The sequence below is a fragment of the Saccharospirillum sp. HFRX-2 genome, assembly GCF_043196805.1.
Classification (GTDB): domain Bacteria; phylum Pseudomonadota; class Gammaproteobacteria; order Pseudomonadales; family Natronospirillaceae; genus Saccharospirillum.
The window spans coordinates 154,776-175,238 of the sequence record NZ_JBEBMU010000004.1; the positions used below are offsets into that span (position 1 = coordinate 154,776).

At 57.6% G+C, this 20,463-nt stretch carries 21 protein-coding genes; 7 read left to right on the top strand and 14 right to left on the bottom strand.

Features of this window, described 5'->3' with window-relative positions; translation table 11 throughout:
- Positions 1 to 49: 49 nt before the first annotated feature.
- Together gatB and ABMA60_RS10725 are read left to right on the top strand one after the other, a co-directional pair.
- A complete protein-coding gene (gene gatB, locus ABMA60_RS10720; RefSeq protein ID WP_392802689.1) occupies positions 50 to 1,483 on the top strand; it encodes an Asp-tRNA(Asn)/Glu-tRNA(Gln) amidotransferase subunit GatB in 1,434 nt (477 codons plus the stop codon).
- Positions 1,484 to 1,644: 161 nt separating this feature from the next.
- Complete coding sequence (locus ABMA60_RS10725; RefSeq protein ID WP_392802692.1) at positions 1,645 to 3,648, top strand: methyl-accepting chemotaxis protein; 2,004 nt, start codon at positions 1,645 to 1,647, stop codon at positions 3,646 to 3,648.
- 1 nt (position 3,649) lies between these two features.
- Here the strand turns inward: ABMA60_RS10725 and ABMA60_RS10730 are convergent, their stop codons facing one another.
- Positions 3,650 to 4,033 (bottom strand): VOC family protein, encoded by a 384-nt coding sequence (locus ABMA60_RS10730; protein ID WP_392802695.1) that lies wholly within the window; start codon positions 4,031 to 4,033, stop codon positions 3,650 to 3,652.
- A gap of 86 nt (positions 4,034 to 4,119) precedes the next feature.
- Between ABMA60_RS10730 and ABMA60_RS10735 the strand changes: the two genes are divergently transcribed.
- Positions 4,120 to 4,536: a MarR family winged helix-turn-helix transcriptional regulator gene (locus ABMA60_RS10735; protein ID WP_392802697.1), complete on the top strand. Its 417-nt coding sequence runs from the start codon at positions 4,120 to 4,122 to the stop codon at positions 4,534 to 4,536.
- A gap of 6 nt (positions 4,537 to 4,542) precedes the next feature.
- On the opposite strand, the gene ABMA60_RS10740 is transcribed toward ABMA60_RS10735, so the two are convergent.
- The 4 genes from ABMA60_RS10740 to ABMA60_RS10755 all read right to left on the bottom strand — a co-directional run bounded on the left by ABMA60_RS10740 (position 4,543) and on the right by ABMA60_RS10755 (position 7,592).
- The gene (locus tag ABMA60_RS10740) at positions 4,543 to 4,863 is read right to left on the bottom strand and encodes an AzlD family protein (protein WP_392802700.1); all 321 of its coding nucleotides are present in this window, start codon (positions 4,861 to 4,863) and stop codon (positions 4,543 to 4,545) included.
- Positions 4,860 to 5,567: an AzlC family ABC transporter permease gene (locus tag ABMA60_RS10745; protein WP_392802703.1), complete on the bottom strand. Its 708-nt coding sequence runs from the start codon at positions 5,565 to 5,567 to the stop codon at positions 4,860 to 4,862. Before ABMA60_RS10745 ends, ABMA60_RS10740 begins: the two co-directional genes overlap by 4 nt.
- 156 nt (positions 5,568 to 5,723) lie before the next feature.
- Complete coding sequence (locus ABMA60_RS10750; protein ID WP_392802706.1) at positions 5,724 to 7,121, bottom strand: dihydrolipoyl dehydrogenase family protein; 1,398 nt, start codon at positions 7,119 to 7,121, stop codon at positions 5,724 to 5,726.
- A gap of 6 nt (positions 7,122 to 7,127) precedes the next feature.
- Positions 7,128 to 7,592, bottom strand: a complete 465-nt coding sequence (locus ABMA60_RS10755; RefSeq protein ID WP_392802708.1) for a DUF1499 domain-containing protein — start codon at positions 7,590 to 7,592, stop codon at positions 7,128 to 7,130.
- Between the two features lie 134 nt (positions 7,593 to 7,726).
- Between ABMA60_RS10755 and ABMA60_RS10760 the strand changes: the two genes are divergently transcribed.
- The gene (locus ABMA60_RS10760; protein ID WP_392802711.1) at positions 7,727 to 8,179 is read left to right on the top strand and encodes a MarR family winged helix-turn-helix transcriptional regulator; all 453 of its coding nucleotides are present in this window, start codon (positions 7,727 to 7,729) and stop codon (positions 8,177 to 8,179) included.
- 52 nt (positions 8,180 to 8,231) lie between these two features.
- On the opposite strand, the gene choV is transcribed toward ABMA60_RS10760, so the two are convergent.
- From choV to betI, 6 genes are all read right to left on the bottom strand, one after another.
- The gene (gene choV, locus ABMA60_RS10765) at positions 8,232 to 9,392 is read right to left on the bottom strand and encodes a choline ABC transporter ATP-binding protein (protein WP_392802713.1); all 1,161 of its coding nucleotides are present in this window, start codon (positions 9,390 to 9,392) and stop codon (positions 8,232 to 8,234) included.
- Complete coding sequence (gene choW, locus ABMA60_RS10770; RefSeq protein WP_392802716.1) at positions 9,389 to 10,222, bottom strand: choline ABC transporter permease subunit; 834 nt, start codon at positions 10,220 to 10,222, stop codon at positions 9,389 to 9,391. Before choW ends, choV begins: the two co-directional genes overlap by 4 nt.
- 55 nt (positions 10,223 to 10,277) lie before the next feature.
- Positions 10,278 to 11,207: a choline ABC transporter substrate-binding protein gene (locus ABMA60_RS10775; protein WP_392802719.1), complete on the bottom strand. Its 930-nt coding sequence runs from the start codon at positions 11,205 to 11,207 to the stop codon at positions 10,278 to 10,280.
- Between the two features lie 121 nt (positions 11,208 to 11,328).
- Positions 11,329 to 13,002, bottom strand: a complete 1,674-nt coding sequence (betA, locus tag ABMA60_RS10780) for a choline dehydrogenase (RefSeq protein ID WP_392802722.1) — start codon at positions 13,000 to 13,002, stop codon at positions 11,329 to 11,331.
- Between the two features lie 49 nt (positions 13,003 to 13,051).
- Positions 13,052 to 14,515 carry a betaine-aldehyde dehydrogenase gene (betB, locus tag ABMA60_RS10785; RefSeq protein ID WP_392802724.1) on the bottom strand — a complete coding sequence of 488 codons (1,464 nt, stop codon included), beginning with the start codon at positions 14,513 to 14,515 and terminating at the stop codon, positions 13,052 to 13,054.
- A complete protein-coding gene (gene betI / locus ABMA60_RS10790; protein ID WP_392802726.1) occupies positions 14,515 to 15,123 on the bottom strand; it encodes a transcriptional regulator BetI in 609 nt (202 codons plus the stop codon). Before betI ends, betB begins: the two co-directional genes overlap by 1 nt.
- 375 nt (positions 15,124 to 15,498) lie before the next feature.
- Here betI and ABMA60_RS10795 point away from each other — a divergent pair, with 375 nt between their 5' ends.
- Together ABMA60_RS10795 and ABMA60_RS10800 are read left to right on the top strand one after the other, a co-directional pair.
- Entirely contained in the window at positions 15,499 to 16,338 is an 840-nt protein-coding gene (locus tag ABMA60_RS10795) for an AraC family transcriptional regulator (protein WP_392802728.1), read from the top strand.
- A gap of 57 nt (positions 16,339 to 16,395) precedes the next feature.
- Positions 16,396 to 16,989 (top strand): LysE family translocator, encoded by a 594-nt coding sequence (locus ABMA60_RS10800; protein WP_392802730.1) that lies wholly within the window; start codon positions 16,396 to 16,398, stop codon positions 16,987 to 16,989.
- 86 nt (positions 16,990 to 17,075) lie between these two features.
- Here the strand turns inward: ABMA60_RS10800 and ABMA60_RS10805 are convergent, their stop codons facing one another.
- The gene (locus tag ABMA60_RS10805; RefSeq protein WP_392802733.1) at positions 17,076 to 17,750 is read right to left on the bottom strand and encodes a DNA-3-methyladenine glycosylase I; all 675 of its coding nucleotides are present in this window, start codon (positions 17,748 to 17,750) and stop codon (positions 17,076 to 17,078) included.
- Positions 17,747 to 18,151, bottom strand: a complete 405-nt coding sequence (msrB, locus tag ABMA60_RS10810) for a peptide-methionine (R)-S-oxide reductase MsrB (RefSeq protein WP_392802735.1) — start codon at positions 18,149 to 18,151, stop codon at positions 17,747 to 17,749. The genes ABMA60_RS10805 and msrB overlap by 4 nt, the downstream gene beginning before the upstream one ends.
- 172 nt (positions 18,152 to 18,323) lie before the next feature.
- On the opposite strand from msrB, the gene ABMA60_RS10815 reads away from it, so the two are divergent.
- Entirely contained in the window at positions 18,324 to 19,541 is a 1,218-nt protein-coding gene (locus ABMA60_RS10815) for a pyridoxal phosphate-dependent aminotransferase (protein ID WP_392802737.1), read from the top strand.
- Here ABMA60_RS10815 and ABMA60_RS10820 read toward each other — a convergent pair.
- The gene (locus ABMA60_RS10820; RefSeq protein ID WP_392802739.1) at positions 19,538 to 20,443 is read right to left on the bottom strand and encodes an alpha/beta hydrolase; all 906 of its coding nucleotides are present in this window, start codon (positions 20,441 to 20,443) and stop codon (positions 19,538 to 19,540) included. The genes ABMA60_RS10815 and ABMA60_RS10820 overlap by 4 nt on opposite strands.
- Between the last annotated feature and the right edge of the window lie 20 nt (positions 20,444 to 20,463).

Sequence of the window (20,463 nt, forward strand, 5' to 3'; positions counted from 1 at the left end):
TAAGACGGGCCCTGAGCGGCCCGACTGCGAACTTTCAGAGGACCCAAAGATGGAATGGGAAATCGTCATCGGACTGGAGATCCACGTACAGCTCTCCACCCAGTCCAAGATCTTTTCCGGCTCGTCCACCCGTTTCGGTGCCGAGCCCAACAGCCAGGCCAGCCTGGTCGATTTGGCCATGCCCGGCGCCTTGCCGGTGTTCAACGAAGGCGCGCTGCGTAAAGCAGTGGCTTTTGGTCTGGCCATTGATGCCGAAATCGGCAAGCGCTCAGTCTTTGATCGCAAAAACTATTTCTACCCCGATTCGCCCAAAGGCTATCAAATCACTCAGATGGATCATCCCATCGTCGGCAAGGGTGACGTCGACATCGTGCTCGACGACGGCAGCCACCGCACCATCGGTGTGACCCGTGCGCATCTGGAAGAAGATGCCGGTAAATCGCTGCACGAAGATTTCGAAGGCATGTCCGGCATCGACCTGAACCGCGCCGGCACACCGCTGCTGGAAATCGTCTCCGAGCCGGATATGCGCAACGCCAAAGAAGCCGTGGCTTATCTGCGCAAAATCCACTCCATCGTCACTTACATCGGCATCAGCGACGGCAATATGGCCGAAGGCTCGATGCGTTGCGATGCCAACGTTTCGGTACGTCCTAAAGGCAGCACCGAGCTGGGCACGCGCACCGAAATCAAAAACGTTAATTCGTTCCGCTTTGTGGAAAAAGCCATCAATGTCGAAGTGCAACGGCATATCGATGTGCTCGAAGACGGTGGCGAAATCGTTCAGGAAACACGCCTGTACGACGCTGACAAAAATGAAACCCGGTCGATGCGCTCCAAAGAATTCGCCAACGACTACCGTTATTTCCCCGAGCCGGATTTGTTGCCGGTGGAAATCGACGATGCCTATGTGCAGGCGGTCGCTGATCTATTGCCGGAACTGCCGGATGCCAAGATCGAACGTTTCCAGAACGACTACGGCCTGTCCGACTACGACGCCACCGTGCTGGCGGCCAGTCGCGCCATGGCCGACTATTTTGAAGCGGTGGTGACCAGCTGTGGCGATGCCAAACTGGCCGCCAACTGGTGTCAGGGCGAACTGGCCGCACTGCTCAACCGCGATGAAATCGATGTCGCCGACAGCCCGGTCAGCGCCGAGCATCTGGGTCAGTTGATTCAGCGCATCCAGGACAACACCGTGTCCAACAAGCTGGCCAAGCAGGTGTTTGAAGGCATCGCCGCCGGTGAAGGCAGCGCTGATGAGGTCATCGAAAAACGTGGCCTGAAACAAGTCACCGACAGCGGCGCCATCGAAGCCATGATTGACGAAGTCATCGCCGCCAACCCTGAGCAGGTCGAACAATACCGCTCCGGCAAAGACAAGGTGTTCGGCTTTTTCGTCGGCCAGGTGATGAAAGCGTCCAAAGGCCAGGCCAACCCAGGCCAGGTGAATCAGTTGTTGAAAGATAAGCTGGCGGGATAAGCCAGCTGCTTGACGCTGGACGGGAGCGGAGCGCCGCCCGGACGTGAGACGCCGGTTAGGCGTTTAGCGTCTCCCGTTAAGCGTCTCCCGCTATAGACACCCCCAGCGCCTTCCCTTAGCCTTAAAAGTCCGATCCTGCTATATCGCCGACGTAGCCCACGATGAAACTGTCTCTGATTACCCGCGTTGTAGCCGGGTTCGCCGCCCTGCTGTTGATCTTCTCCGCCATCACTCTGTACTCCATCAGCGTCGAAACCAAACTTTCGGAACATATGGAATTGGCCTCCACTCATCTGGGTGGTTTGCTGGACGATACCAATCGCCTGCGCAGCCTGTTGCAGGAAGCCAACCGTGCTGTCACAGCCCACGCCAACAGCGATGAAGCCGAGCAACGTGAGCAGCTGGAACAACAATATCTGGACATTCACGATCGCTATCAAAATCTGGCCAATGAGTTGAATCAACGTCTTGAACTCTACCCGTCGTTGCAGCAACAACTGGCTGAGCAAGCCAGCCTGGCGCACATTCTGTTCACCCAGGCCGAGCGTCACCTCGACCTGCAAAACAACCTCATTAAAGCGCGCGAAGACGCCCTGGTCGAAGCCCAGCTGTTCAATAACGACTGGGCCTTTTTCAGTGGCGATCTGGGTTCGTTGTCGAGCCAGGCCGAAGCCCTGGGTCAATCCGGACTGCAATGGGATCTGCAAACCATCATGCAGCAGGCGGAATCGGCGCAGTCGTTGTTACAGCAATCGCTGGCGATTTCGCGGGTGGATCGCATCAACAGCACCGAAGCCGAACTGGATATCATTCTGCAGCAGCTGGATGCCAAACTGGCTTCGCTGCAGGACGACAACGCGGCTTACGCCGAAGTGATTGCGCCCTATATTGAAGTCCTGCACGGCGCTACCGAGGGCCACGGTGGTCTGTTCCAGAGCCACAAACACTTTGTGCGTTTCTCCAGCCAGGGCAACAGCCTGATTCAGGACATGGACGCCAATATGACCACCAGTCTGGGCACCCTGGATGGCATCATCGGCGGTATCCGCGAACTGACTCAGCAGGCGCGTCATGACGCCGAACGCACCGCCAGCAACGCCCAGAAACTGACCCTGCTGATGCTGTTCGTTGCCATCGGTTTATCGATCGCGGTGGGGGCATCGGTGGTGCGCTCCATGCGCGCGCCGTTAAAACGCACCCTGCAAACACTGGAGCGTCTGTCCGAAGGCGATCTGACCAACCGAGTGGCGCGACTGTCGAACGACGAAATCGGCCGCATCGGCGCCGGCGTCAATGCCCTGGCTGACCGGCTGAGCGAATTGATTCGCGAAATCCGCAGTTCCTCGGACACCATCTCATCCTTGGCCACCGCCACCTCTGGCACCAGCGACCAAACCCGCCAGAGCGTCGAACGCCAGCAGCAACAAACCGGCTCCGTCGCTACGGCGATCACCGAAATGGAAGCCGCCGTCAGTGAAGTCGCCAGCAATGCCGAGCGTACCCGCAGCGAAGTGGAACAGGTAACCCAGGCGGCCGAAGACAGCATGGCGAGCATGGAAACCAACATCCGTTACAGCCAGGATCTGGATCGCGCTCAGCAGGAAGCCGAGGCCGTGGTAAACAGCCTCAGCGAGGAAAGCCAGCAGATTGAATCGGTGCTTGATGTGATTCAGGAAATCGCCGAACAAACCAACTTACTGGCGCTGAACGCGGCCATCGAAGCCGCCCGCGCCGGCGAACAGGGTCGCGGTTTTGCCGTCGTTGCCGAAGAGGTGCGCAGCCTGGCCAACCGTTCCGAGCAATCGGCCGGCGACATCCGTGAGATGATCGATCGGCTGCGTCAACGCGCCCAGAATGCGGTGCAAATTATGTCCAGTAACCGTGAACTATCGCGCGATTCAGCCGAACAATCGCGGCGCACCGGCGAATCACTGTCGGCCATGGTGCAGCGGCTGGCCGACATCAATGATATGAGCCAATCGATAGCCACCGCGTCAGAACAACAAAGCGCGGTTGCCCGCGAAGTCACTCAGAACGTGGTGCACATTTCCGACATGGCCGACGATCTGGCCAAGACCGCCGGCGAAGCCGCCAATAACAGCGAAAAACTCACCCGCCTGGCGGGAGATCAGCGTCAATTGATCGGCCAGTTCCGACTCAGCTGAATCAGCCCGGCGTACCGTACAGCGTCAGTTGATAACCAAAGGGATCAACGATGCTGAAGGTACGCCCGAAAGGCCCGTCGAACGGCGGCTGCTGAATCTCAACGCCGTAGGCTTCCAGCCGCCGATGCAGGCTGTCGATCTGCTTGCACTCCAACCAAAGCGCTAAACCCCAGCCCAGATGCTTGCTGTCACTGAGATCCACCGCCGCGGTGCGCAGCGCAAAGGGAATGGCGCCTTCCTGGAACACCACCGCATGTGGTGGCCCGTCATTGCTGGGTACCAGCCCCAGTTGCTCGGTGTAAAACGTCTTGGCAGCGTCGAGATCATTAACCTGCAAAGAAATAAAACCCGGACCCAAGACCTTGGCATCATTACTGGCTGTCATTGTTCTGTCCTCCGACTTATGACAGTATAAGGAAGCTGATATATTATCAGCTTCCTTATACTTATCAATAGACACAGGAAATGGCCGTGGCCGACAACCGAATTGCCTATCTGATCAAGGGTGTGCAACAGGCTATCCGGCGCAATATGGACGACGAATTGCGCCCGCTGAACCTGTCCACTTCGCAATATTCAACGCTGAGCGCCCTGTCGCAGTCGGATCAGTTATCCAACGCAGAACTGGCGCGCGCCTGCTTTATGACGCCGCAAAGCATGATCCAACTGATTAAAACGCTGGAACGCCAGGGCTGGATTGCGCGCCAGCCGCACCCGGATCACGGCCGCATCATCCAGACACAGCTGACCGACAGCGGCCGCGCGCTGCTGCATCAGGCGCACGATCGGGTCAATAACATAGAAGGTAAGATGTTGGCTGGCCTCAGCGAGGCAGAACAGACACAGCTGGCGCAGGCACTGCGCCAGTGTGAAGGCAATTTGCGTTGAGACGGATTAACCGATCAGCAAGCGCCAACCGGCGGCAGTAGCAATGCCAGCGGCAATGGCCAACATAGTACGCCGGGTCGCCAGCATCACCGCGGCCGTTGCCAGCAGCGCCAGGCGCGCCGCCAGATCGCCTTCAACCGCCACCGGCACCAAAATGGCGATCAGCACCGATCCGGACATGGCGTTAATAAAGCTCTCGACCCGAGGGCTGATGGGGATAAAGGACATAATCCAGACGCCGCCGAAGCGGGCCACCAAGGTAACCAGCGCCATCAGGCCAATCAGTATCAGCCCGCCGTAACCGCCGTAGGCATCGATACCGATCATCGTTTTTCCTCCAGCCAGAACACCCCGACCAAGCCACCAGCCAAGGCTCCAACCACCACATGAGTATTGGCCGGTAACCACAGATAGGCCGCCAGAGCCGCTGCACCGCCGACCACCCAGGCGGTAATCATGCGCGGATTTTTCTTACCACCGAGTGCCATCGACAACATAAAGCAGCCCATCACCATATCCAGCCCGAAAACCTCCGGCTCGGCGATGGCGCTGCCACCGGCCATGCCCAATAAGGTACCGGTCATCCAGGTGCACCAGAGTGCGATGCCGCCACCGAGCAGCAAGCCAAGGTTGCGGCTGTGACCGGCCTGAAATTCGTTCAGCGTCATCGCCCAGTTGGCATCGGATAACACCAGAATGGAGGCATAGCGTTTGCCGATCGGCAGTTTGCGCAACCAGGGGTAAAGACTGGCACCCATCAGCAGATGGCGGGCGTTGATGGCAAAGGTGGTCACCAGCAGCGTGAATACCGGCACCTGCCCTTCCCACAAATCCAGAGCCGCAAACTGAGCGGTACCGGCAAAGACGGTCATGCTCATCAGCACCGTCTCACTCGGCGACAGGCCGGTTTGTACCGCCGCCAGACCGAACGCCAGACCAAAGGCAACCACAAACAAAGACAGCGGCAGCAACCGCCAGAAACCGACCCAGGTGCCTCTCAGTGTTAATTCAGGGGTGACATGGGTGGTCATGATCGGCTCCGGCGCTACAACGAAGGCAGGGATTTAAACAGAGCCAGATAGGGAAACCAAGGACCGCCAAGGGGATTGGCTAAAAAAGGAAAAAAAGAAGCCCGCGACAAAGGGGAAAAACGCGGGCTTGGGGAAAGGCGGCGCACCGCCTGATTGCTACTTACCGACTAACTTACGGGCAAAACGCACCACTGGATGTTGAAAAATGTTATCCAGCAACACCTGCTGCGACATCTGCCGCAGACTGTCGGCGTAGGTCGGGTACGGATGAATCACTGCTTGCAGCTTGGCGAAGTTCAGCCCAAGTGTTTTCAGCACCTGCACTTCGGCGATCAACTCGCCAGCACGCTCGGCCAGAATGTGAGCACCCAGGACTTTGCCACGCGAGCTGGTGATCAGCTTGATGCGACCGCCATCGCCCGCTTTGGTTTTAGCGCGGTCGAGTTTTTCGGCCATGTCGTAATGATAAACGCGGATGCTGTCGCCATATTGCTGGCGCGCTTCGGCTTCGGTCAGGCCAGCGCGGGCAAATTCCGGATCGGTGAAAATGGCCCAACTGATGTGGTCATAATTCACCGAGCGTCGTAATGGCAGGATGGCGTTCATGGCCGCAATTTTGCCCTGATAATTGGCCATATGACTGAGTTGATAAGGCCCGGCCACATCGCCACAGGCGTAGATATTTTTCGCCGTGGTGCGCAGTTGCTTGTTCAATACCAGACCGCGATCAACTTTGACTCCGGCGTTTTCCAAACCCAGATTTTCAACATTGGCTTTGCGGCCCAAGGCAACCAGCAAACGCTGCGCCGACAGTTCCAGAGTTTCGCCGTCGCGCTCGGCAACCAGAGTGGTGCCAGCATCCGAGCGTTTCACTTCCACGGCCTTGGTGCCGATTTCAAAACGCACGCCTTCACTTTGCAGACGCTCACGCAAGGCTGCGGCAAATTCCGGCTCTTCACGCGGCAGCACTTCCGGCGCCATCTCGACGATGGTCACCGCCACACCCAGACGATTCATCGCCTGCGCCAGTTCCATGCTGATGACACCGCCGCCGAGCACCAGCAACGACTTGGGCAAATCTTGTTGCTGGAAGACACTTTCGTTGGTCAGGTAATCGACGCTGTCGAGACCTTCAATCGGCGGCACCATGGGTCGGCTGCCGGTTGCCAGAATAAATTTGCGACCGGAAATACGCTGGCCATCCACATCAATATGATGGGCATCGATAAACCGCGCCGTGCCGTTCAGATAATCAGCCCCAGCCTGTTCCAATACCTCGGGTGTTTCATCCAGATAAACCCGCTCGGAAACAGCGCGCACCTTTTCCAGGATCGCCGCGCCATCGATGGCTATATCAGCAAATTGCCGCGCAGTATGGATCGCCTTGGCCTGATTGATCAGCGCTTTGGACGGTACGCAACCGGACCAGGTGCACTCGCCGCCGGGGCGATCTTTTTCCACCACCAGCACGCGCTTGCCAAAACCGAGGGCGGTAAAGGCCGCGGTCAGGCCGGCGGCGCCGGTGCCGATAACAATCAAATCGTAAGCTTTCATGGCCAATCAGACCTCTGCCTGAGCATAGAGTTCCGTCAGTTGTTCATAACGCTGGCGGTTCAGACCCATATCGGAATAACCGGCGCGGCTGGCGGAACGGAAATGCACCTGCTGAGCTTCGCTGTCGAGATAGAACTCAACATCGTCGTGGAAATGCATCTTGGCGGTGGTGAACACCACATAAATATAGTCGTCTTGTTCGGTGATCACTTCAGCGCCGCCATAGGCTTTGACCGCTGCAAGAATGGCAGCACGGGTCGCAGCCTGATCGGCTTTGAACGGCCAGGGACGCACGCGGCGTTCTTCGTCATCGGCCTGGGTAGACACCGCATTGGGTTTCTTGCTCAGCGGCTTCAATTTGCCATTGTCGTGACCCAGCTCCGGCACCCTGTTGTTCTGCACAATGATGGTCAGAATGTTCAGCGCAATCAGCGCCACCAGAACCAAGACTACAATCATTAGAATTTTCATCGCTTCTCTCCTTTTTGCGCTTTTTGCGCTTTTTGCTTGCCAGCAAATATCTTGTGCGCAAACTTTATGCCTGAAGTCTTGACCGGTCAATACCTTGCGCGCAAAATACTTGCACACATCTACGAATGACCGTTATGAGCATCCGCCCGGAACAAACCCTCAGCAATCAGGTCTGCCATTCACTCTACTCGGCCACCAACGCCATGGTGCGCGCCTATCGGCCCTTGTTGGACCCTCTGGATCTGACCTATCCGCAGTATCTGGTGATGATGGCGCTGTGGGAAGCCGACGGCATTGCCGTCAAAGAACTGGTGCGGCAGACACGTTTCGACTCGGGCAGCCTGACGCCCATTCTGAAACGCCTGGAACAGAAAGGATTTATCGAACGCAAACGCTCGCAAAGCGATGAACGGCAACGCGTGATTCAATTAACGCAGGCGGGTCGACATAAACAGCGCGAAGCCCAAAAAGTCCCGGAGCTGTTTTATTGCCGCAGTGGTATGACGCCGGAACAGGCGATGACCATCAAAGAACTGACCGAAACGCTCTATCAGCATCTGGCCATTCTGGAGCCGGTGGAAGATTAGAGATTAACAACACAGCGCCAGACGATTTTGGTCGCCTGGCGCTGTGAGCGGATCAGGCCGCGCGCTTACCGAGCAGGCTGCGATACAGCTGGGTATCACCCACGACTTTAACGTCGCCGGCGTCTTCCACCAGCACCGCACAGCCGGTGCGATAACGCACTTCCATGATGTCACGGAAGCGGCACTGACCACTGACGCGCGTCGGTACTGCCGCCAGCGAATCAATGGCATCGCCTTCCTGCCAGTTCTGCACCTCGACCGCATCGCTGCCGCGATAGACTTTGTTGTCGCTCGGATCAAACCAGCAACCCTGGCGCTCGTCGATGCAATAACGACCGTTTTCCTGGCGATGTTCGGCCAACGCCTGGGCCACATCACGACCGCGCAACACATGCAGCGGGTTGGTGTGAGCGACAAAATCTTCGACGTATTGGTCAGCCGGGTTGAGCACGATTTCCTGGGGTTTGCCCTGCTGCACAATAACGCCGTCTTTCATAATGGCGATGTTGTTACCCAGCTTGAGCGCCTCGTCCAGATCGTGGCTGACGAAGATGATGGTTTTCTGCAGTTTCTCCTGCAGCACCAAAAGTTCATCCTGCAATTGCTGACGAATCAGCGGGTCGAGTGCCGAGAACGGCTCGTCCATCAACAGAATGTCCGACTCGGTCGCCAAGGCGCGCGCCAAACCGACGCGCTGTTGCATACCGCCAGACAGCGCGCTGGGTTTGTGATCGCGCCAGCCGGTCAAACCAACCAGTTCCAACTGCTCATCGACGCGCCGCTTGATCTCGTCTTTCGACAGCTTCTGCACATCCAGCGCGAAGGCGACGTTTTCCGCCACCGTCAACCAGGGCATCAGCGCGAAACGCTGGAACACCATGGCGATGCGCTTCATGCAGAAGTCGCGCTGAGTGGTTTCATCGGCGTTGGTAAAATCGACCTGCTGGCCGTCGGCCTGATCGATCAGAACCTGCCCTCGAGTGACGGTATTCAAACCATTCACACAGCGCAGCAAGCTCGATTTACCCGAACCGGACAAGCCCATCAGCACACAGATTTCGCCCTTCTCAACGCGCAAATTAACGTTGTGCACGCCCAACACCAGGCCGGTTTCTGCTTGCAGACGAGCACGGTCATAGCCGTCGTCAATCAGCGGCAAGCCACGCTGCGGCCGCTTACCGAAAATCAAATCAACGTTCTTGAACTCAATCATGCGCTGGCTCCTTCACGTTGTTTGAACAGACGGTCGAGCAAAATAGCCACCAGCACGATCGCCAAACCCGCTTCAAAACCGCGCGCGATATCGACCGTATTCAGCGCTCGCACGACAGGCTTACCCAGACCATCGGCGCCGACCAAAGCGGCAATCACCACCATGGACAGCGACAACATGATGCACTGGGTAATGCCCGCCGCTATGCTCGATGCGGCCGCTGGCAATTCAATGCGCCACAGCAGTTGGCGATTGGAGCAGCCAAAGGATTTACCGGCTTCAACCAGTTCGGTCGGCACCTGAGAAATACCCAGGCAGGTCAGCCGAATGGGCGCGGCGATGGAGAAAATAATGGTCGCCACCAGACCCGGCACCACACCCAGACCAAACAGCGTCAGCGTCGGAATCAGATAAACGAAGGTCGGTACCGTCTGCATCAAATCGAGGATGGGCCGCAAGACGGTGTAGAGCCAGCCGCGGTGCGCCGCAGCAATGCCAATCGGTACGCCGATCAACACACAAATAAAGGTCGCCCAGACCACCATCACCAGCGTCTGCAGGGTGTCTTCCCAGTAGCCCAGATTCCACACCAGTAAAAATGAAAAGATGGCAAAAACCGTTAAGCCGATGTTGCGTCGCAGCCAGTAAATTAAGGCCGCGCTGATGACAATAAAGGCCCAGGGCGGGAACCAGAGTAATGCCTCGGTGACGCCTTCGATCATCCATTCCAGAGCAATCGACACGCCATCGAAAAACCAGGCACCGGAATCAACCAGCCAATCGAAAAAGCTTTCGATGACCGGTCCCAGTGGAATCTTGTAGTTATCCATAAGTCAGTGTCTCATCGTGAGGCCCGCGCAGCGGCGGGCCTCTTCTGGTGACAAATCAAAGAGCGGACTTGACCGCGTCCAGCGCAGGTTCGCCGTCCAAAGTGGTGACACCGTCCAACCAGGCATCAAGGACGTCCGGGTTGTTGCTCAGCCACTGCTCGGCGGCGGCTTCCGGCTGCATGCCTTCGTCCAGAATCAGCGCCATCACTTCGTTTTCGGCGGCCAGAGTGAACTGAAGATTGTTCAGCAGCGTGCCGACGTTGGCGCACTCATCGACGTAACCCGCGCGAGTGTTGGTATAAATAGTCGCGCCGCCGTAATCGGGGCCGAAGTAATCGTCGCCACCCGAGAGGTAAGCCAGATCAAAGTTGGCGTTCATCGGATGCGGCTCCCAACCCAGGAAGACGATCCAGTCATCACGTTTCACCGCACGACCGACCTGAGCCAGCATACCGGCTTCACTGGAGGCGACCAGTTCGAAGTCTTCCAGGCCAAAGGCGTCAGTATCGATCATGTCCTGGATCAGACGGTTGCCGTCGTTACCCGGCTCAATGCCGTAGATACGACCTTCAAATTCATCAGCATGAGTGGCGATATCGGCGAAGCTGGTGACACCGGCATCGGCAACATACTGGGGTACGGCTAAGGTGTATTTAGCGCCTTCGAGGTTCACGCCAACAATGTCGACGGTACCGGCTTCACGGTAAGCGGCGATGTCGCCTTCCATGGTCGGCATCCAGTTGCCCAGGAAGATGTCGATTTCGCCGTTGGCCAGGGAACGGTAAGTCACCGGCACGGACAGCAGTTCGCTTTCGGTTTCATAACCCATGCGTTCCAGCACGGCGGATGTCAGAGCGGTGGTGGCGGTAATGTCGGTCCAGCCAACGTCGGCAAAGCGTACGGTTTCACATTGTTCGGCGGCGTGAGCCAAAGTGGCAGCACTGCCAGCGACCAGGGCGGCCGCCATCATCGATTGCACTTTCATGGTCTCGTCCTCTTCGGGTTTGTGTCGTTTAAGGCGGGCTCTGCGGCCCGCTGGTTGCCGGGAATCGGCAATTTGTTATTGGACCGCGGTTTGACGGCCCGTCTTGCTTACACTGTATTGATTAACGTTGTTGGGTCTGCCACTGCGGGTGTTCCCAAACCGGCGCCGTAGAACGCGGCAGCATTTCACGGCCACGAATATGGTCGGCGCACTTTTCCGCCAGCATGATGGTCGGCGCATTGAGGTTACCGCTGACCAGCGACGGCATGATGGAGGCATCCACCACACGCAGATTGTTAACGCCATAGACACGCGCTTCGCTGTCGACCACGGCCATCGGATCGTCAGCCGCGCCCATCTTGCAGGTGCAGGATGGGTGATAAGCGCTGTCGGCGTTCTGGCGCACCCAGGCATCGATTTCGGCATCGGTCTGAACGTTCGGGCCAGGCTCCAGCTCCTCGCCACGAAATTCTTTGAACGCATCCTGCGCCATGATTTCGCGGGTCAGCTTGACGCATTGACGCATTTCCCAGACGTCACGGTCGGTCGATAGCAGATTCGGCTGAATGATCGGATGCTCGCTCGGATTGGCCGAGCGCAGTTTCAGATAACCGCGACTGGTCTGGCGCATCGGTCCAACGTGACACTGATAGGCGTGCAACTGCGGCGGCGTGCGACCGTGGTCGATCACCTGCGAGGGCAGGAAGTGATACTGGATATCCGGGTGACGCACGCCGGCCTCAGAGCGAATAAAACCACCGGCTTCCAAGTGAGTGGTACGGCAAGCGCCCTTATCGTGATTCAAAAACCAGGTAATGCCGGCGAAGGTCATGTGCGGCTGGGTCTGGTATTTGTACAGCGTGATCGGCTGGGAACATTTTTGCTGGACGTACAGTTCCAGGTGATCCTGGAGGTTCTGGCCCACACCCGGGCGATGCGCAACGACATCGATGCCCATTTCTTTGAGGTGGTTTTCATCACCAATACCGGAGAGCATCAGCAACTGCGGTGAGTTAATGGCACCACCGCTGGCGATCACTTCTTTGTTGGCTTTAACGCGAACGGTGCGACCTTTTTGAATGTACTCGACGCCGACAGCGGTATCGCCGTCGAACAAAATGCGCTGCACCATGGCGCCGGTTTCGGCGGTCAAATTCGGGCGATCCAGCACCGGACGCAGATAAGCCTGAGCGGTATTCCAGCGTTTGCCTTTCTTGATGGTCATGTCCATCACGCCCACGCCTTCCTGCTGGTAACCGTTCATATCTTCGGTGAACGGATAACCCGCCTGCTGGCCGGCTTCGATAAAGGCATCGAACAAGGGGTTGGGAAAATCGCCGGTGTGGACGTTGAGCGGGCCGTCGCTGCCGCGGTAATCATCGCCGCCTTTTTCGCGCGCTTCCGCCTTGCGGAAATAAGGCAACACATCGGCGTACGACCAGCCGGTGGCACCCTCTTCCTGCCAACGGTCGTAGTCGAAGGCATGGCCACGCACATAAACCATGGCGTTCAGTGACGAACCACCACCCCAGACTTTACCGCGCGGCCAATACAGCTTGCGGCCGTCCATATGTTCCTGGGGTTCGGTGTGGTAATACCAGTTGTATTTATCGTCGACCAGGTTGTACATCAACGCAGCCGGCATATGGATTTTCCAGGTGTCGTCCTTGCGGCCGGCTTCCAGAACCAGCACCTGACGATCGCTGTCTTCGGACAGTCTGTTGGCCAGCACGCAACCGGCTGAACCGGTGCCAATGATGATGTAGTCGTATTCAGTATCGAAGCGGTACGCCATGGTCTTGCTCACTTCTTATGGTTAATTGAAGTTGGTTAAAAACAGCCGATTAAAACGGCGCGTCGATTTTGCCCATGCCGACATAAACAGCCTTGGTCTGGGTGTACTGCGCCAGCGTTTCGATGCCGTTTTCGCGACCAACGCCAGACTGCTTGTAACCACCGACCGGCATTTCCGCGGGCGAATCGCCCCAGGCATTAATCCAGCAGATACCGGCCTGCATCTGGGCGATCACCCGATGCGCCGTCTGAATGTCCTGAGTGAACACACCGGCCGCCAGGCCATAGTGGGTATCGTTGGCGCGTTCGATGACTTCGGCTTCATCGCTGAAACGCAGAATCGACATCACCGGGCCGAAAATTTCTTCGCGCACTTGCGGCATGTCATCGCTGCAATCGGCAAACACCGTCGGCTGCACAAAGAAACCGCCCTCACAACCTTCCGGCTGTACCGGCTGACCACCGGTAACCAAACGCGCGCCGCTGGCTTTGCCGGCTTCGATAAAACCGAGCACCTTGCGCTGGTGTTCACGCGAGATCAGCGCGCCGATATTGGTGTCCGGATGCATCGGATCGCCGATGACGATATTGCGTTCGGTGCGGTCTTTGACGCGTTCAACGAAGGCGTCGTAAATGCTGTCGTGGACAAAGACACGAGTGCCGTTGGTGCACACTTCACCCTGGGTGTAGAAGTTGGCGAGCAAGGCACCGCCGACGGCGTTGTCCAAATCGGCATCGGCGAAAACGATCAGCGGCGACTTACCACCCAACTCCATGGTGACGTCTTTCAGCGAGCTGGCCGACGCGGCCATCACCTTCTTGCCGGTACCGACTTCGCCGGTGAACGACACCTTGGCGATATCCGGATGACCAGTCAGTGCCTGGCCGACACGGGCATCACCTTGCACCACATTGAACACACCCGCCGGCATACCGGCTGCAATAAAAATTTCCGCCAGCTTGGCCGCGCCCATCGGGGTTTCTTCGGACGGTTTGAATACCTGCGCATTACCGCAAGCCAGCGCCGGACCGGCCTTCCAGCAGGCAATTTGCAACGGATAATTCCACGCGCCGATGCCGGCACAAACGCCCAGCGGTTCGCGTCGGGTGTAATAAAAATCCTGCCCCAGCGACTGCTGTACGCCTTCAATGGCCGGCGCCAGACCGGCGTAATATTCGATCACGTCAGCGCCGGTCACGACGTCAACGACGCTCGCTTCCTGCCAGGGTTTGCCGGTGTCGAGTACTTCGACCTTAGCCAGCTCATCGTTGCGTTCGCGCAACAGCGCCACGGCTTTGTGCAGAATGCGGGCGCGCTCAAAAGCGCTCATCGCCGACCAGGTAGCAAAGCCCTGTTGAGCGCTGCGAACCGCTTTATCGACCGTCTCGGCATCGGCCATTTCCACTTCATAAATGGCCTCGCCGGTGGCCGGGTTGAGCACCTCAAAGGTCTCGCCGTCACCCGGCGCCAGGTATTCGCCGTGGATGAAAGAGGTCAGTCTCGGCAAGCTCATTAAGCAGTCTCCGTATGATTCGAGTGTTGTTTAGCGACGGCGATCAACAGTTCGGTCTGGTGTCGGCACAGGGCAATACAGCGGTCGGCCTGAATGCCGTCCGGAGATAGAGCGCCGCGCAACCAGAGGCCATCGATCAAGGCCGCCAGGGTTCCAGCCGCCTGGTTTGGCGCCGGATGGTTCAATTGTTTAAAGCTGTAACGCAGGTTCGAATGCAGGCGTTTTTCGTTGATGCGCTGCAAGCGGGCAAAGGTCGGTTCGTGCATGGCACTGGACCAGAACGCCAACCAGGTTTTGGCCGACAGTGGATCCGTCTGGGTCTTGGAAAAGTTGGTTTCGATAATGGCGTCGATGCGCTGCTCCGCTGTTGGATTGGCCGGCAAACGACCGATCAGATCCAACTTCAGTTGCTGCAGCAATTCGCGCATCGTCGCTTCCAACAAACCCAGCTTATTGCCGAAATAGTGCGCAATGATGCCGGCCGAAACGCCCGCCCGTTTGGCGATGCTCTGCACCGTCGTCGCCGCAAAACCCGACTCACCAATGCAGGCACGGGTAGCGTCGATTAACTGCTGACGGCGGATGGGCTCCATTCCGACTTTGGGCATTGGCAATCCTTTTTGGACACGGGAGACGCTGGACGGGAGACGCAGGACGCTGAATAGCTAACCCCTAACAAGCGTCTCCCGTCAGCGAAGCGTGCGTCCAGCGTCTCCCGTTTTTTGTTAATTGACCGTTCAATAAAAAACACCCTAAAGCATTGAACCCTAAACTTCAACTTCCAGAAGCGACACACCGCTATGACTGAAAACGACGCCACGGCGCTATTTCAGGGCAGACAGCGCCCTGTTTTGGGACAAAATAAACTGTAGTGCACTAACTAGATGCCAGACCTGGACAACGTGCACAAATGTTCCAGACAACCAGCGGCAAGCGCGCTTCACTGTTACACTTCTGTTTGAAGCCCATGCCACCAGACTGCGATGTCCGCTGAAAACCACCACTGGATTGATCTCAAACGCGACGCCGATACCGGCATTGAATCGCTGCGCGCGCATTTTCGTGGCCACGCTTACGACCCACATTTTCACGACGACTATTCCATCGGCTACACCGAACAGGGCGTGCAGCAATTCAACTGCCGCCGTCAGGTACAGCGCTCGACCCCGGGCAATGCGTTTTTGTTGGAACCGGGGGAAGTTCACGATGGCGAAGCACCGCAACAGGAAGGCTTTACCTATCGCATCCTCTACCTGCCCAAAGACTGGGTCGACACTCGGTTAGCAGAATTGTTCGACAACCTGCCCGACCAGTTCGAATGGCACGTCGATGCCACCCTGTCGAATGACCGCCGGCTGATCGGCAGTATTGCCTCCGCCTTTCTGGCCTTGCACCAGGGCGAATCACGTATGGTGCGCGATGCTTGCACCGATCAGATGCTGACTCAGGCCACCGCTCATTTGCAGTGGCGCAAACGCAGCGAGGACGCACGCCAGCCTGAGTTGGCCGAGCGGGCCCGCACTTATCTGCACGATCATATTTATCAGGATGTGGGTCTCAGCGATCTCGCTCAGGCGCTGAACACCGACCGCTTTCGTCTTAGCCGCGCCTTTAAAGCTGCTTATGGCCTGGCGCCTCATGCTTATTTGATTCAACTGCGGCTGACCCAGGCGCGACGCCTGTTAGCGCTGGGCCAGACACCCGCCGAGGTTGCGGCCGATCTGTGCTTTGCCGACCAGAGCCATCTGGGTCGCTGGTTCCGCCGCGCCTATCAATTAACGCCTGCCGATTACCGTCGCCGCTGCACGGACCTTCCAGACTGACCACAACTGTCCCGTCACACTAAAGACTCCTATCAAGATGGTTTTTTGGAGTCCGTCATGCCGTTCGCCCTGTTCGCTTTTTTCGCTGTTATCACCCCCGGCCCGACCAACCTGCTGGCATTGACCCAGGGCCAGCACGCTGGCTGGCGCAGTGTCTGGCCCTTTGCGCTGGCATCGGCTTTCGCGGCCTCGAGCATCGTCATGTTGGTGGCACTGGGCTTGGCAAACTGGCTGCTGGACACTGACTGGATACGACTGTCACTCGCCTGGGCGGGCACGCTCTGGTTAAGCTGGCTGGCGATTTCGCTGGCGCGGGCGCCGGTGAATCTGGAAGCCGACCCCAACGCCAAATTGATCAGCTGGCCGACTGGTCTGGCGCTGCAGATCGTCAACACCAAAACCTGGTTGATGGCGGTCACCATCAGCAGTCTCTTTGCCGACCCGGCGCTGCCGGCGCTGCCTCAGGCGTTGCACCTGGCAGGTACGTTCTTTTCGCTGGTGATACCGGCCATCTTTTGCTGGGCCTGGCTGGGAGAAAGCGCCAACCGCTGGTTACACAGCGCCGGTCAGCATCGCTGGATGAATCGATTATTAGCGGGGGCGTTATTGGCGACGGTCTGGTCGGCCTTGGTGGCTGGGCAAATTGCTTGATGGCTGGAAGACGCTGGACGGGAGACGGGAGACGCCAGCTACGGAACCGCTGAACGCAACCGCTAACTTGCGTTCAGCGTCTCCCGTCAAGCGTCTCCCGTGCTCATCGCCATCAACATACTCAGATGCGCCAACGGCCAACCGGACTCCTCGGCCAGTTCATTGAACACTTCCTGCACCAAGCGCAGGTCGCGTTTGGCGGTGGGTTTACGGGCGACGATGCCGGCATTGGTTAACACCCGCACCACATCGCCCGAGAGCACAAAGGTGTCTTTGCCGGCCATACGTAATAACCGGGAGCCGCCATCGCCGCCCAGATGCGCGCCTTCTTTGGCGAGCACCTGCCATAAACCGACGATGTCGTCGGTCGGCCAGTCAGCGATAAAACGGCCAAAGCCGTCGTGCTGTTTGGAACGCTGTTGTACCAGCAGGGCGTTGACCGGAATGGTTTTCATCTTGCCCCAATGACGAATCAGCCGTTCGTCCTGCATCAGTTGTTCAAAGCGATCGTCATCGATCAACTGACAAGCACGCGGATCAAAACCCCAGAAGGCTTCTTCGAACGCCGGCCAGCGCGCGTCGATCACCGAATGCTTCATGCCGGCACGAAACACCCGGCGACTGATCAGGCTGAGCCAGTCGGCATCGGAGCGGCTGATCAACTCATCGCGGCTGGCAATAACCGGCAGACGATCGGCAATATCATCCTGGTGATGATGCGCCAACGCATCGCGTTGCAGCTTGGCAAACGACAACGTCACTCGGGCTTTGCCTCATCCAGATTCAGCGAAGCTGAGTTGATGCAATAGCGCACGCCGGTCGGTTCCGGACCATCGGGGAAGACATGCCCCAGATGCGCATCGCAGTTGGCACAGAGCACTTCAATGCGGTGCATGCCATGAGAAAAATCATCACGCTCGACGATGGCACTCTTGTCGAGCGACTGATAAAAACTCGGCCAACCGCAGCCGTGGTCAAATTTCGTGTCGGCATTAAACAACTCACTGCCACAGCAGACACAGCGATAAATGCCCGGCTTATCCGTATCCCAATAAGCACCGGTAAAAGGACGTTCGGTGCCGGCCTGACGAGTGACGCGGTATTGCTCATCGGTCAACTGTTCACGCCATTGGGCATCGGTCTTGACGATTTTCTCGGACATGCTGGCCTCCCATAGGAAATAACAAAGCGCAGGTTTATACTCGGCTACGCAACAGACTGCCCTGGACAATGGCGTCTTTCGCCCGCCCTTCAAGGTCTGCGTCACTCAAGACCCGCAAAGCGCCCTTTATAGAAAGTGCCTCTCCGTTCGCTATACATCGCTTGGGAGTTTCATGAAAACGCTGCACAAATCGCACAAGCTGGCCAATGTGTTCTACGACATTCGCGGCCCGGTGCTCGACGAAGCTCGTCGTCTGGAAGATGAAGGCCACCGCATCCTTAAACTGAACATCGGCAACCCCAAACCTTTTGGCTTTGATGCGCCGGATGAAATCATCACCGATGTCATCCGTAACCTGCCGCAAGGCGAAGGCTACAGCGATTCCAAAGGGCTCTATTCGGCGCGCAAAGCGGTGATGCAGTATTACCAGCAGCGCGCTGTTAAGGGCGTCGAAATCGACGATATTTATCTGGGCAACGGCGTCAGCGAACTGATCCAGCTGGCGTGCATGGGGCTGATCAATAACGGCGATGAAATACTGGTACCAGCGCCGGATTATCCATTGTGGACCGGCGCCATTACGCTGTCCGGCGGCACCGCAGTGCACTATATCTGCGATGAACAATCGGACTGGTTTCCCGACCCGGCCGACATCCGCGCCAAGATCACCGAAAAAACCAAAGCCATCGTGCTGATCAACCCCAATAACCCGACCGGTGCTGTCTATTCCAAAGCGCTGTTGCTGGAAGTGATCGAGATCGCGCGCGAACACGGCCTGGTTATTCTGGCCGATGAAATCTACGACAAAATTCTCTACGACGACGCCGTCCATCATTGCCTGGCGGCGCTGTCGGACGATGTGTTGACCATCACTTTCAATGGTTTATCGAAAGCCTATCGCCTGGCCGGTTTCCGTTCCGGCTGGATGATGGTCAGCGGTCCGAAATATCAGGCCACCGACTTTATTGAAGGCCTAAACATGCTCGCCAATATGCGGCTCTGTGCCAACGTACCGGCGCAGCATGCCATTCAGACTGCGCTTGGTGGTTACCAAAGCATCAACGATTTGATTATTCCTGGCGGGCGCATGCGCGATCAGCGTGATCTGTGCTGGGAGATGATCGACGCCATGCCGGGCTTGTCGTGCGTCAAACCCAAGGGCGCGCTCTATATGTTTGTCAAAGTCGACAAACAGAAATTCAACCTGAGCGACGACGAACGGCTGGTGTTGGATTTATTGCGGCAGGAAAAAATTCTGCTGGTGCATGGACGCGGTTTTAACTGGCCGGATGTCGATCATTTCCGCATCGTCTTCCTGCCACCGCGCGAAACGCTGCTTGATGCCATGGAACGGATGGGCCGCTTTTTCGGCCACTACCGCCAGGCTTAACGCTCTGCCAGCAACTGGCGGCCAAGGAATTCGCCCAAGGCCGCCAGTGACTGATCAGCCTCCGGCAACCGACCGGCGTAGCTCTGCCAGACATGCCACAGCTGTGGCCACACCTCCACCTGAGCATCCACCCCAGCCGCCTGAGCACGGCGCACCAACTCTACCGAATCGTCCAGCAAGGTTTCGTAATCGCCAACGTGCACACACATCGCTGGCAGACCACTGAGGTCGGCAAACAACGGCGAAATAAAGTCGTGGTCCAACGCATGATCCGCCGCATAACGTTCAGCCGCCAGAGCCAAACCTTCGGGCGTGGGAAAGAACGGATCGACCTCGGCACGGCGGTGATGACTGGCGCCGCTGAGCGTTAAATCGGTCCAGGGCGAGAGCAGCGCCAGCGCCGCCACCGGCTGTTGTTCATCGCGCAACCGCAAGGCTGTTGCCAACGCCAGACCACCACCGGCGGAATCACCGGCCAAGGCCACCGGTCCGTCTTTTTGCAACTGCTGATAGCTCGCCACGGCGTCATCCAAAGCAGCCGGAAAAGGATGCTCGGGTGCCAACCGATAGTCCGGCAACCACAGACGATGACCGGCTGCCAACGCCAAATATGCCGCCAGATTCAAATGGGTGATCGACGAGCCGGTCTGGTAAGCACCACCGTGCAGAAACAACACCGTACCAAAGGAGCGCACCTTGGCGGGCAACAACCAGCGCCCGGCCACACCGGCCAAGGTATCGACCTCGACGCGCATCTGCGCTGGCAGCCGCAAGGTCATCTGGGCAAAATCTTCCTGGGCAGCGCGCTCCTGCGCCAGGGTTTGCCGCTCAGCGCGCAGTTTTTCCATCTGGCGCTGCAATAACTGGTAATAACGTTCGGCTTTGGCACTGATCATAAACATCGTTTGAATCGCTAAAAACG

Coding starts and splice junctions, on each gene's coding strand:
- gatB (WP_392802689.1), top strand. CDS start 50: ATGGAATGGGAAATCGTCATCGGACTGGAGATCCACGTACAGCTCTCC.
- ABMA60_RS10725 (WP_392802692.1), top strand. CDS start 1,645: ATGAAACTGTCTCTGATTACCCGCGTTGTAGCCGGGTTCGCCGCCCTG.
- ABMA60_RS10730 (WP_392802695.1), bottom strand. CDS start 4,033: ATGACAGCCAGTAATGATGCCAAGGTCTTGGGTCCGGGTTTTATTTCT.
- ABMA60_RS10740 (WP_392802700.1), bottom strand. CDS start 4,863: ATGATCGGTATCGATGCCTACGGCGGTTACGGCGGGCTGATACTGATT.
- ABMA60_RS10745 (WP_392802703.1), bottom strand. CDS start 5,567: ATGACCACCCATGTCACCCCTGAATTAACACTGAGAGGCACCTGGGTC.
- ABMA60_RS10750 (WP_392802706.1), bottom strand. CDS start 7,121: ATGAAAGCTTACGATTTGATTGTTATCGGCACCGGCGCCGCCGGCCTG.
- ABMA60_RS10755 (WP_392802708.1), bottom strand. CDS start 7,592: ATGAAAATTCTAATGATTGTAGTCTTGGTTCTGGTGGCGCTGATTGCG.
- ABMA60_RS10760 (WP_392802711.1), top strand. CDS start 7,727: ATGAGCATCCGCCCGGAACAAACCCTCAGCAATCAGGTCTGCCATTCA.
- choV (WP_392802713.1), bottom strand. CDS start 9,392: ATGATTGAGTTCAAGAACGTTGATTTGATTTTCGGTAAGCGGCCGCAG.
- choW (WP_392802716.1), bottom strand. CDS start 10,222: ATGGATAACTACAAGATTCCACTGGGACCGGTCATCGAAAGCTTTTTC.
- ABMA60_RS10775 (WP_392802719.1), bottom strand. CDS start 11,207: ATGAAAGTGCAATCGATGATGGCGGCCGCCCTGGTCGCTGGCAGTGCT.
- betA (WP_392802722.1), bottom strand. CDS start 13,002: ATGGCGTACCGCTTCGATACTGAATACGACTACATCATCATTGGCACC.
- betB (WP_392802724.1), bottom strand. CDS start 14,515: ATGAGCTTGCCGAGACTGACCTCTTTCATCCACGGCGAATACCTGGCG.
- betI (WP_392802726.1), bottom strand. CDS start 15,123: ATGCCCAAAGTCGGAATGGAGCCCATCCGCCGTCAGCAGTTAATCGAC.
- ABMA60_RS10795 (WP_392802728.1), top strand. CDS start 15,499: ATGTCCGCTGAAAACCACCACTGGATTGATCTCAAACGCGACGCCGAT.
- ABMA60_RS10800 (WP_392802730.1), top strand. CDS start 16,396: ATGCCGTTCGCCCTGTTCGCTTTTTTCGCTGTTATCACCCCCGGCCCG.
- msrB (WP_392802735.1), bottom strand. CDS start 18,151: ATGTCCGAGAAAATCGTCAAGACCGATGCCCAATGGCGTGAACAGTTG.
- ABMA60_RS10815 (WP_392802737.1), top strand. CDS start 18,324: ATGAAAACGCTGCACAAATCGCACAAGCTGGCCAATGTGTTCTACGAC.
- ABMA60_RS10820 (WP_392802739.1), bottom strand. CDS start 20,443: ATGTTTATGATCAGTGCCAAAGCCGAACGTTATTACCAGTTATTGCAG.